This is a genomic window from Streptomyces sp. NPDC002403, from assembly GCF_053593015.1.
The window spans coordinates 48,206-59,796 of the sequence record NZ_JBSFBQ010000047.1; the positions used below are offsets into that span (position 1 = coordinate 48,206).

Below are 11,591 nucleotides of genomic sequence, written 5' to 3' on the forward strand. Positions count from 1 at the left end.
GACCCGCCACTGCGCCAGGGCGGTGCCTTACCGGTCGACCCGTACGGCGTCCATCGCCTTGATCGTCGCTACGCTGACCGCAGCTTCCCACTCTCGCCGCGTGCGCTCCTTCTTCTCCGCCTTCCGCCAGCGGTGCTCCTCTTCTTCCTGGGCCTCTTGCAGGCGGCGTTCCTCCTCCTGCCGCTCCCGCTTTTCACGCTGACGCTGTTGTTCCGCCTCCCGCGTCAGCCGGGCCTGCTCCTCTTCCTCCGCGCGGGCCTTCAGCGCTCGGAGGACGGCATCGATCTGGTTCTCCAACGGCTTCTTGGCGGTGTCGGACCATTCCTTCGTCCAGCCGTAGCTGTACCCCGATTGCTGGGCCACCCGCAGCTCCAGCTTGCCGGACGCTTCGAGCCGGTGGGCCGGGGTGACCCGCTGCCATTCGTACGTCCGCCGGCCCGGCTGCGTGGGCACGTACCGGACCTGCTTCTGCCGTTCTTTGAAGCTGATCTCGTACGTCCTGCCGTGGACCGTGAGCAGCGGCCGCACCTGCCTGCGCTACTTCGACACCGCGATGTCGCCGTGCCACGCCATAGCCTGCTCGGCGAGGAGCCAAGCCACAGGCACACCGCAACCAGCCCCGTGGCGTGCCCGGCAGCGCGTGGCTTACGCGATGATCGCGTGGAAGAACAGGACGCCTGCGCCGAACGCGGCACCTCCGGCGAGTACGGCGCTGGCGGCAGCCCCGCCGGACAGAACGGTCAGCACTCCGGCACCGAGCCCCACCAGTGCCCCCAGCAGCAGAACGAGCGTTGCTCGCAAGCCCAGCAGCGGCTGCGGATTCGGGTTGGACATCATCAACTCCAGCACGGTTGGCGGGACACCACGGCGCCCCGAACGATCGGTTCTCACTGGTGCTGTAGCAGCCGCACCCCACTTTCCCCCCGCGTGACGTGAGTCACACAAGAAACTCTGGATTGGGCGGGGGGCGTTTCCCCGAGCGGGCCTATGACCCAGGTGTGAAAGTCGGTCGGTCCCGCCCGGGGCCGCGGCGGGCGAGGCAAGGGAGCGAATGTGCTGGACGGGATTCAGGGGGAGCGTGCTCCCGACGACGAGTCGCATGAGATCGGCCCCAGCTCGAACGAGCCGGGCCTCGATGCCCTCGCGAGTCTCGAACGGGACTTGACCCGCTCCACCGGCACGCAGGCCGCGGACGCAGCCGCCCGTATCGAGGCCGACCGGCGCATTGTCGAGATCCTGCGCCGCGACGACTTCAGCGGACCCCGCTACGACAAGGTCGCCGCCCGCTGGTGGAACTACGGATGGCGCATCATCATCAAGTGGTCCCGCACCGGTGAGATCTTCGCCCGTGCGCGTGCCGCCGGCCGTCCCGTCAAGCCACGGATGATCACGAGCACCTGGACGCAGGATGACCGCGTCGAGGTAGCCACCGACGCCATGATCAGCGGAATGGAACTGTTCCGCGACCGGGGATTGAGGCAGGGAGGCTGGAACCCCGAGGGCGGCGCCAGCCTCACCACCTTCGTCGTCGGCGCAGCGGTCCGCAGCTACCGCCCCGCCTACGAGACCTGGTTTAACGGCAAGAGCCGCCTGGTGGCCGAACTCGATATTCAGCCTCAGCCGTATGACGAGGAAGAGCCGCGCGACATCCCCGACCAGAGGGCCGTCGACCCTTACTACGTCGCTGCCACCGCCGACGAACTCGCCCGTGTCCTGCCCCACATCCCCGACACCCAGCTCCGCAAGGGACTGGGTCTGCGCGCCCTGGGCTACACCCAGGCCGAGGCCGCTTTCCAGGTCGGCCTGACCGAGAAGGCACTCGAGCGCCGTCTGAGCCGGACCCGCACGCGATTCCTCAACGCCTACCAGCAAGAGCCCGAACTCGGGGAAGGAGGAGCACGATGAGCCTGAACCAGTACCCCGTCATGGACGACGCCGAAATGACCGAGGACGAGTTCGACGCACTGCTCGAGGCATCCAGCCTGGGCGCACAGCATGTCCTGGCCGAGACGGAACCGATCCCCGCAGAGGTCGCGAGCCGTATGGCCCAGGCCCTCGCAGGCGAACCCCGGCACCAAGATCACGAGCCCTGCAGCACACCGACCCTCATTTGGAGCCGCACCGGACGGCCGATCACCGTCCTGTGCGCCGATCCAAGGGCGTTCGCAGTTCTGCGATCCAGCGCCCGGCTGCCCTCCTCGGGCGGAGTCGTGGTGGGCCACCTGAACAGCGGCAAGACACATGTCACGGCAGTCCTTGCCGTCCTGGCAGCACGACGGCAGACACCCCACCACTTTGACCGGCGGATGCGGGATCTGAGGCAGCAGCCCTTCACCGTGATCCGAACCGAACGCCTCATCGACGAAGTGAAGCTGGCCTTCAGTACCCCGTGCGTACACGACAGCGAACGGGCACCCGCGCTTCCCGCACATGCCCCGTACGGCTGCGCTCACCCGGCCGCACCTCCGCCTGCCCTCGAGCAGACACGCCACGTGCATGCAGCACAAATGACCGACCTGCTGATGGCGCCTCCCACCGCTGCTGGCATCGGTGAGATGTGCCCGTCGCTGGCTTCTGTCACCGCCTGGCACGCAGCAGGAACGGTTCCACCAGAATTGCGTCCCAACCTGCTCGTGCCGCGCCGGAGAACTGCTGCGGATGAAGCAGACCTGTGGTCCTTCGCGCGCATGGACGGAGACTGCGAATCCGACTTCTGGCATGCAACGTTCCTCACGGGCCAACACCGCTATCAGCCGATTGCAGCGATCAGAGAGCACCGCGCAGATCTGGCATGGCCGCAGCAGCTACTGTTGGCCAGCCATCTGCCCACCCTGTCGGCGCCACCGCGCGGGCCCGCATTCCACGGTGCCGTATCCCACGAACCGCACTCCATCGCGACTGCGAGAGAAGCACCGGTCACATGCACCGGCGAGTACCTTTACCGCGGTGACCAGGAGGATGTCGGCGAACTCCTTCTCACGGAACAGGAAGGGACGCCAGTGCTGCGCGGCCGCGTGGAGATGCTGTTCCACGAACAGGAGAACGACCCAGGTGCACCCGTCGCTGTCGAACTCGCCTATCGCCCCAGCGATCCTTTCGCTGTGCAGATGACCTTCCACCCTGGCACCGACGAATTTGTTGTCTGGCTCATCGCACGGGGTCTGCTGATCGACGGACTCAGCCGGAGCGCAGGCGACGGTGATGTCGTCATCTGGACACCGGAGCCCACCAGCCCGCACGAACACCAACGCACGTACCTGCGACTGAACTCGCCATATGGAACAGCACTGTTGTCGATCTCTCACCAGCGTCTCAAGCACTACCTGGAACGCACCTGGCAGCTGTGCACAGTGGGAGCAGAGGATCACCAGGTGGCCTCAGCGCTCGACGCCCTGGAGAGCGATCTCAGTGAACTCGCATGCCGAGGAGAGACCGACTGGAACAAGTAAAAGCTCCTTCCCAAGAACCTAGTAGGGCTTGGTCAGGGACTGCTGCAGGGATAGGTGACACCGGGCCTTGGCTCAAGGCCGGGTAGTTAGCGTTTTCGCAGGTCTTGTGTCCTGAACATGAAAGGGAGTTGGTTGTAGGACAGCTTCTGGAATTGGTGCTGTGCGAAAGATGAAGGTTGTGGCCCTTCGAAGTCGCCCTGCGGGGGGAGGCTTCAAACCCCCTCATGCTGCGTTAGCTGAAGACTGTCGTGGTGAGCGATGAGGAAAAGGCGCCGTAAGAGGCGTCAGGTAGGGATCGGGAAGGCGAACGCAAGTGAATCGCTGCTGACGTGTCGAAAGAAAAACAGATGGCATCAAAACCGGGGTGTGACCTGTACTCCGGGATGAGCCTGGCGGGTGCCCGTTTATTGGCCAGGTGATGTCCGGCATGTAGGCGACGTGAGCCCGGTCTGCGGCTTTCGCATGGAACAGGAGAAGGCAGGTCCCGATAGTGCCGCCATGTCGCGGCGGCGAGAGGGAGCGCCCCAAGCAGCGGACACTGCGAGGGGTTGAGTACCGGCGCGGGCCCTGCCGGCGGACCGGCTCGTAGTAGTGATGAAGCCCCTGTAACGGGGATGGAGCGAAGGGGCCGGGTCGTTCGTGGCTGAGTTGATCGCATCAACCGGACGCAGTCCGGGAGGAGTTCGGTGGACCAGTTGAAGTCTCAGATCAAGCCGTTTGATATTTCGAAGTGGGAAGTCAAGGAGGCGTGGGAGGAAGTCAGGGCTAACAAGGGTGCGCCCGGAGTGGATGGACAGAGCATCAGCGAATTCGAGAAGGACCTGAAGAATAATCTCTATAAGGTCTGGAATCGAATGTCGTCGGGCTCGTACTTTCCGCCGCCGGTGCGCGCGGTGGCCATCCCGAAACCGCATGGCGGTGGCGAGAGAATTCTAGGAATTCCGACTGTCGCCGACCGTGTGGCCCAGACCGTGGTGGCCCGGTATCTGATGCGAAGAGTGGAGCCGGTGTTCCACCCGGACAGCTACGGATACCGGCCTGGACGGTCTGCCTTGGACGCGGTGGATAAATGCCGGGAGCGTTGTTGGAAGAGGGACTGGGTGGTGGAGTTTGACATCGCCAAGTTCTTCGACAGCGTTCCCTGGGACCTGCTGGTCAAGGCGGTGGATGCGCACACCGACGCCGTCTGGGTGAAGTTGTATGTGCGGCGGTGGCTGGCTGCCCCGCTCGCCATGCCTGACGGCTCCCTGCTGGAGCGGGAGAAAGGGACCCCGCAAGGGGCTCCGGTCTCTCCCGTCATGGCGAACCTGTTCCTGCACTACGCGTTCGACACATGGATGGTCCGCAACTTTCGGGACGTCCAGTTCGAGCGGTACGCGGATGACGCGGTGATGCACTGCCTCTCCGAGCGCCAGGCCCGCGAGGTGCTGGCAGCACTCGCGGACAGGATGGCCGAGGTCGGGCTGCGCCTGCACCCGGACAAGACCCGGATCGTCTACTGCAAGGACGGCAAGCGTCGAGGTTCTTATGAGCACACGGCGTTCACGTTCCTCGGGTACACGTTCCACGCCAGACGAGGCCGGGACCGGCACGGCAGGCAGTTCCTGTCGTTCAACCCGGCGGTCAGCAGGGAAGCCCTGAAGAAGATGGGGCGGGAGGTGCGTTCCTGGCACCTGCACACCCGCTCGGACCTGTCTTTCCACGAGCTCGCCCGCAGGATCAACCCTGTCGTGGCGGGCTGGATCAACTACTACGGACGCTTCAGACCGTGGGAGCTGATCCCCTTCGTGATGCGCATCAACGCCTACCTGGTGCGCTGGATCCGCCAGAAGTACAAACGGCTCGCGGCGAAGCGGAAGGCCATCGCGAAGATGCAGGAGATCGCCCGGCGATACCCCCGCATGTTCGCGCACTGGCGCCTGACCCCAACCGTGTCCGCCATGCAGATCTGACGATCAGAACGACAAGAGCCGTGTAAAGGGAGACTTTTACGCACGGTTCTGTGAGAGCCGAGGGGTGAGACTCCCCTCGGCTACTCGGCACGCAAGTGCGTTGAGGGGGCGAGAGTAAAGTGCAACGGAGCTCGTTGATACAGGCAGTCGGCCAAGACAGCTTGTTCCCGAGGAGCTCCGTTGCTGTTGCATTCTGTCCTGCCGTTGCCGCTGACGGCTATCACTCGTACGGTGACCGTGGCCGCGGGGAGGTTCGCCCCGGCGCACCTCGGCGAACTGACGGCCGTCGTGCCGTTCGAGCTGGTCGATGCGGTGCTGGCGGAGACATGTACGTGCAGCGGCGGCTGCGTGATCTGCCGTCCCGGGTCGGGGTGTACTTGCTGCTCGCGACGTGTCTGTTCCCCGAGGTCGGCTACCGGCTGGTGTGGGACAAGCTGGTCGGCGGCTTGGCGGGTATGCCGGTGGCCTCGCCGAGCGCGAAGGGGTTGCGGGACCTGCGGCGCCGGCTGGGAACCGCACCGAAGCGGGCGCTGTTCGAGGTACTTGCCGGGCCGCTGGCCCGCCCGATGACGCCGGGGGTGCGGTTCGGTGGCTACCGGACAGCGTCGTTTGACGGCTGCAGCTCGCTGCGGGTACCGGACTCGCCGCGTAACCGGGCCTGGCTGGGACGGACGGCGCATCACGGCTAACCCACCCTGGAGTTGATGACGCTGGTCGAAACCGGGACCAGGTCCCTGATCGGCGCCGTGTTCGGCTCCACCGACGAGGGCGAGACCAGTTGTGCCGGCCATCTGCTGCACCTGCTGAGCCCGGACATGCTGGTGCTGTGGGATAAGGGGTTCGACGGCAACGCCTTCCTCAGGGCGGTGACCGCGACCGGCGCGCAGGTACTGGGCCGACTCCGCAACAACCGCCGCACCCCGGTCCTGCCCCGCCTGGCCGACGGCTCCTACCTCTCGGTGATCGGCACCGTGAAGGTCTGCGTCATCGACGCCGAGATCACGGTGACCTGTGACGACGGCCCCGTGTTCACAGGCTCCTACCGCCTGGTCACCACCCTGACCGACGCCCGCCGCCATCCCGCTGCCGCCCTCACCGTCCTCTACCACGAGTGCCGGGAACACGAGAGCGCGTACTACGCGCTCCGCCGCACGATCCTGCACGGACACGTGATGCGCTCGAACGATCCGGCCAGAATTGGCCAGGAGATGTGGGCGTTGCTGTCGCTCTATCAGGCGTTGCGGGCGGTGATGGTCGAGGCCGCCGAGTCCGAAGCCGGCACCGACCCGGACCGCTACTGCTTCACCGTGGCCCTCCAGACCGCCCGTGACCAGGTCACCCAGCTCGCCGTCACCGTCCTCGAACCCGGCCCCGAACAACCGACGCTGCCCGCGGTCTCGCGCGACGATCGGAACGCCGTCCCTTCCCGGCACCGTCGGCACCGCATCCTCGCCCTGCTCCAGGACGACCCGAACCGCCTGTGGAGAGTTGCAGAGATCGCCGCCCGCTTCGGCGACATCCGGCTGGACACCATGTACCGGCAACTCTCCCGATGGGCGGACAGTGGCCCCATCCACAAGATCGGCCCCGGTCTCTACACAGCTACGACCTGGAAACCAACTGCCTTGCAAACAACGGCAGATCGCTAACTGCCCGGCCTTGGGTCAAGGCCCAGCTGACCCGACAGAATGATGAACTGATGGGCGAGGCAGCCCGGCTGCGGCGGGAGAAGACCGAGCTGGAAGACAGCCTGCGGGAGGTTGAGGAAGACCTTGCGGCGGCCCGCTCCAGTCTGCGGCGGATGATCCGGCCGAGAACGCCGGCCCGGCCCCGGCCTGAGGCTGAGGCCGGGCCGGGGCAGGGGATTCGCACACACGGTTGAGCATGTTCGTCTGTATTTCTCCCTCCTCGAGAGGGGGAAATACTCCGATGCGTGCTCAGGCCGCGGCTTCGAGCGAGTTCGGGCTACCGGCGAGGGTACCGAGCCGGGCGGCGAGGGCGTCGGGGTCGAGATGGGCCAGGTCCATCGGGCAGTGACGCGCCGGGCGGAGGCCTAGATCCCGGTGGCCGGTGGAAGGAACGGGGCGACGTAACCGGGTTCTGGCAGTCGGCGGTTCAGCGCGATCGCACGGGAGTCACCCTCTGAGTGCACCGATCACCTGCCCCACCATCTCACCGAGTGTCTGGAGGCCCGGGGCCGCATTCAGCGCAGCCAGGATCCGCTGTCCAGAACTCAACCGTGCCTCGGGCGCCTGCTCGGTGTCCTCGAGCACCTCGACGTCGTACAGAAACTCCTCCTGAGTCTCCTGCGGAAGCGTCGGGGCGAGACTGCGGAGCTGGCGCACAAGGTCCGCCAGCTGATCGGCCTGAATGCCCACGTTCTGGGTCACCCTCATGCCTTGAGCGGCCGTACCGCCGTAGACATTCTGAGTGAATACCGGGCCCGCAGGCGCAGGAGTTTGCTCGCTCATGTACTTGTTCACCTTCTGTCCGGACATTGCACAGTGTTCGCCGCGCGACGTCAGTGTCAGGGTCGCGGGATTGCCCTCAGCGGGTGTTAGCACCGCCAGGCCGAAGTCGCGAAGGCTCCGGGCGGCACGCAAGACCACCGCAACCTCCAGATGCTCACCCAGGTAGACCGTGGTCGCGACGAACATCTGCAGCTTGACAGTGCCACCCGGTGACGCGAACGCCTGGGCAACCAGCCGATCGAGAACATAACTGAATCGGGCGCCGTGGTTGTCACGTTCAGCCGTGATCCGATCTGCCTCGCGCAGCCCACTGTCGGTGATCGCAACATCGGAGCCGCCGGAGGTCTCCAGCACCCAGACGTGGCCACGGTCTTGGAGTAGCCAGGCTGCTTCTTCCACCCGCTGGACGAGCGTCTCATCGTCGCCCGCGAACTCCTTCACGCCGACGTACTCGCCTGCCCACCTGTTGGTACGGCTGCTGAGCCAGATCAGCAACACGTCTGCGATGCCCTCGGCCGTCACGAGCCCTCGGATTTCCGCTCGACCACCCTTTGGGGTTACATCGATGCCCTGCGCTCCCGCGGCACCCGGGTGGATGTGCTGTTCGAAGTGCTGCGATTTCGGTTCGATGTACCTACGGACAGGGTGATTTGACATTGCGCAGGCATAGCCCTCGGGCTGCAACCAGACACCGGTCAGCGGACCACCGGTCGTGCTGAGCATCTTCAGTCCGACCAAGTTGCTCGACGCCGCAGTGATCTCGGCGGCCGTCAATGGGCTGCCGTAGAAGGAGTTTACGTCCGAGTCGATGAAGTCGAGGAGTTCCACTGGACGCCCAGGTTCGGCAGTCTCGAACACCCAGTTGAGGATTGCGTTCTCTGCATAGACCAAGCGGTCGCGTCGGCTGCCGATGGCCCTCCGGCGCCGGTCAGCTTCCTGCACGCCGACGGACGTCAAGGTGTAGAAGACAATTTCGCCAGGAGCGTTGCGCCCGCGACGACTGACGTGAGCCCACCCTCGGGAAACCAACCCATGAATGGCGTCTTGAACCGCAGCCTCGTCAGGCAGCGGCAACCGGTCTGGGGAAAGATGGATGTTGGTGCCGAGGTGACACGTAGTGTCACCTCCACTCTCGTCCATCGCCCAGAACAGCAGGGTGTCGACGGGCCGATCAGTCGTCATGAGGCGAGTGTAGGTCCGTGAGCCGGGCCAGTGGCCCTGCTCGGTGTAGCGGTCCGGCGACGGCTGGGGCGGACCGAAGAGCAGCAGATGGAGAAAGTCGAGGGCGTCTTCGCGACGCTCCGCCTTACGGGACCAGACTGCAGGCAAAATCACGATGATGGTCGCTGTGAGCAACATGAGCCGCGGTGCGCGGCCCGTCAAAGCCTTCAGGAGACCTTCGGAGGACAGCACGATCGAGACCCCTCCAGGAGTCTCGGTTTGCCATCACCGTGAGTGTCTGCAACTGATCTGCTGCGGGCGACTTATGGAGTTCTGGTGCCGATGGGAGGCACCTCGGCGGTACCTGGACCACCGACCGTCCACCTTACAGTCTGAGTGTGGGCTCTACCGCTTCTTCTGTACCGCTCGTACGCGTCGCGGAGGTGGGCGGCCGTCATGCCGACTCCGCCTTCGACGATCTTCTCGCCTTCGTAGAGGTGCTGGCGGACCGACCGAGTCTTCCGGCCGAAAACCGTCGATGACCACGTCGTCGACCCGGTGGGTGTTCCTTCAAGGAGCAGGTCATGGCCTTGCTGGTCACAGTGGAAACCGTCGAGTACTCCGGCGAAATCCTCTCGGACGATGCTCTCCAGCAGCAGTTCCTGCCTCGGCGTGCCTTCGGTAGTCACGATCAGCAAAGCACCGCTGTCCGGTGGTGCCTCCACAGCGAGGGCTCGGACGCGCCCACACCGTCCGCCCTTACTAGCGCACCGGATCTCGATCGCAATCGGCCTGCCTGCCCTACGTGTGGTGTCGGGCATCTGCTTCAGGGTCAAGAGTCACCACCTACCTTGCAGTCAAAATTGCTCAGGTCCCTGCGCTGCTCTCGGCACACGCCCGCCAGAGCAACCTATAGCTCAGCCTCGTCCCTCACGTGCCTCATTCAGAAGCCGTATCTCAACCGAACCTGATCGTTTGATTTCCGCTGGTCAGGCATTGTTTCGGTCGGAGTGAGGGAGAGTCCCGACGTTCTGTTCCGCTGGTTCGGTGAGGGGTGTGCGGTGGCGTCGATTCCGGGTTGCTGGAGGTGCGGGAATCGGCTGCTCGCGAGCGTGTCGAGGATCTGCGGGAGGCGGCGGCCCGGGCGGCTGCGGCGCTGGAGGCTGCAGAGATCGAGCTGGACCGGCGGGTGATTGCGCGGGAGGGACTCGTCGAGGCCCTGGCCGCGTCCGCTGCCGGGACCACCGCCCTGACCGAGGCGGAGACGGAAGCGGAATCAGTGCCCGCTTCCGTACCGTTGCCGGCGGGTGGCAACCGATCCTGGCATGCCCAAGCCAATAGACCCGAAGTACACCAAGGGCGAGACGGAGTGGTCCGGCCCCGGCTTCGTCCGCTGGATCGCCGCCGAATACCCCGACCTCGCACACCTCACCCCGCACCTTCTGCGGCCTGCCGGCCGGTGGAGTCGAAGTACATCGGCGGCCTGTACGGCAAGAACGAGCCCGAGCTGCGCGAGGAGCACTTCGCCGGCCACTGGCGCACCGGCTACGGACGTCTGGCCGTGGTCTATCCGCGCCATCACGGTTTCTTTGGAAGACAGCTACTTGAGAGTTTGAGGGCGCTTCCAGACCGACCTCGGGACGGAGACGTCGTCCGACCAACAGACTGATAGTCCGCGATGATGAGAGGGCGCAATGGCGACCAAGAAGATCCTGATGATCAAGCTGGAGATCGAGGTCAACGACACGGTGACCCGGTCCGCACGCCTGGAGGATACGTATACGGAGATCGTGAGGGCTGCTGCGGATGCGGCTCGCCAGAACATGCCGAAGGGCAGCATCGAGCAGATTACGACGCACGCCACCTGGGAGTACCGGCATTGGGACCCGGAGCCGGTTTCGCATCCCAAGGGTGTGGTGTCAGAGCCCAAGTACCTGACGGAAGAGGACTACGCGACGTTGGAAGACTGACCGCGTACAGGGGCTGGCCTAGCTGCTCCGCGTCCTCCAGTGCGTGTGTGAACGCTGTGACAGTCCATGCGCCACTCGCTCATCCAGGGCGCGGAGGAAGGCGGTGTGGGTCCCGGCCGACCCAGCTGCCTGGATCACCTCGCCCAAAAATTCGTACGCCTGTTCGTTCGTGAGGTTGGGCAACCAGGGGAACGTGCTGCTCTGCACGAGGTGCTCCTTACGTACCCGCGGCTCCAATAGTTAAGGGGCCCCGGGCGCGAGACCGGGGCCCCTCCTCACCTTGCCGGGCCGGGGGAGACCGTTGGCTCAACCCGACGAGGGAGTCTGTGGCCCTCCTAGTAGGGCTTGGTCATGTTGGTGCGGGGTCTGGCATGTTGCGGTGACAGGTGGTGCAGGCGCCGGTCCAGGTCGCGAGGAGTATGTGTAGCTCGCGGGCGACTCGGTGGAGGCTCAGGCCGACGCCGTCTCTTTTGGGGATCGGGTCAGTCGCTGCAGGGTGCAGAAGGCGTGGGCGACCGAGACGAGGGTGACGTGGTGGTGCCAGCCTGGCCAGGTTCGGCCTTCGAAGTGGGCCAGGCCGAGGGCCTG

Annotated in this window: 10 protein-coding genes and 1 pseudogene; 6 read left to right on the top strand and 5 right to left on the bottom strand. The window is 65.2% G+C overall.

All coding sequences use genetic code 11. The features are described from left to right. Positions 1-27: 27 nt before the first annotated feature. Both ACWCPY_RS34080 and ACWCPY_RS34085 read right to left on the bottom strand, forming a co-directional pair. Entirely contained in the window at positions 28-528 is a 501-nt protein-coding gene (locus tag ACWCPY_RS34080) for a hypothetical protein (protein WP_451271568.1), read from the bottom strand. Positions 529-645: 117 nt separating this feature from the next. Then, positions 646-849: a hypothetical protein gene (locus ACWCPY_RS34085; RefSeq protein WP_266816851.1), complete on the bottom strand. Its 204-nt coding sequence runs from the start codon at positions 847-849 to the stop codon at positions 646-648. A gap of 204 nt (positions 850-1,053) precedes the next feature. Here ACWCPY_RS34085 and ACWCPY_RS34090 point away from each other — a divergent pair, with 204 nt between their 5' ends. The 5 genes from ACWCPY_RS34090 to ACWCPY_RS34110 all read left to right on the top strand — a co-directional run bounded on the left by ACWCPY_RS34090 (position 1,054) and on the right by ACWCPY_RS34110 (position 7,050). Further along, positions 1,054-1,905: a hypothetical protein gene (locus ACWCPY_RS34090; RefSeq protein WP_451271571.1), complete on the top strand. Its 852-nt coding sequence runs from the start codon at positions 1,054-1,056 to the stop codon at positions 1,903-1,905. Then, positions 1,902-3,449, top strand: coding sequence for an SsgA family sporulation/cell division regulator (locus ACWCPY_RS34095; RefSeq protein WP_451271573.1), 1,548 nt, complete (start codon positions 1,902-1,904; stop codon positions 3,447-3,449). Before ACWCPY_RS34090 ends, ACWCPY_RS34095 begins: the two co-directional genes overlap by 4 nt. A gap of 686 nt (positions 3,450-4,135) precedes the next feature. Then, the gene (gene ltrA / locus ACWCPY_RS34100) at positions 4,136-5,401 is read left to right on the top strand and encodes a group II intron reverse transcriptase/maturase (protein WP_451271575.1); all 1,266 of its coding nucleotides are present in this window, start codon (positions 4,136-4,138) and stop codon (positions 5,399-5,401) included. A gap of 326 nt (positions 5,402-5,727) precedes the next feature. Further along, complete coding sequence (locus ACWCPY_RS34105; protein ID WP_451271577.1) at positions 5,728-6,090, top strand: transposase domain-containing protein; 363 nt, start codon at positions 5,728-5,730, stop codon at positions 6,088-6,090. Positions 6,091-6,105: 15 nt separating this feature from the next. Next, a complete protein-coding gene (locus ACWCPY_RS34110; protein ID WP_451271579.1) occupies positions 6,106-7,050 on the top strand; it encodes a hypothetical protein in 945 nt (314 codons plus the stop codon). A 486-nt stretch (positions 7,051-7,536) separates the two neighbouring features. On the opposite strand, the gene ACWCPY_RS34115 is transcribed toward ACWCPY_RS34110, so the two are convergent. After that, positions 7,537-9,285, bottom strand: coding sequence for a hypothetical protein (locus ACWCPY_RS34115; RefSeq protein ID WP_451271581.1), 1,749 nt, complete (start codon positions 9,283-9,285; stop codon positions 7,537-7,539). Positions 9,286-9,356: 71 nt separating this feature from the next. Next, complete coding sequence (locus tag ACWCPY_RS34120; protein ID WP_451271583.1) at positions 9,357-9,854, bottom strand: hypothetical protein; 498 nt, start codon at positions 9,852-9,854, stop codon at positions 9,357-9,359. An 873-nt stretch (positions 9,855-10,727) separates the two neighbouring features. On the opposite strand from ACWCPY_RS34120, the gene ACWCPY_RS34125 reads away from it, so the two are divergent. After that, entirely contained in the window at positions 10,728-11,003 is a 276-nt protein-coding gene (locus ACWCPY_RS34125) for a hypothetical protein (protein ID WP_451271585.1), read from the top strand. A gap of 450 nt (positions 11,004-11,453) precedes the next feature. Here ACWCPY_RS34125 and ACWCPY_RS34130 read toward each other — a convergent pair. After that, positions 11,454-11,591 (bottom strand): annotated as a pseudogene (locus ACWCPY_RS34130) (IS701 family transposase); the annotation flags it as partial.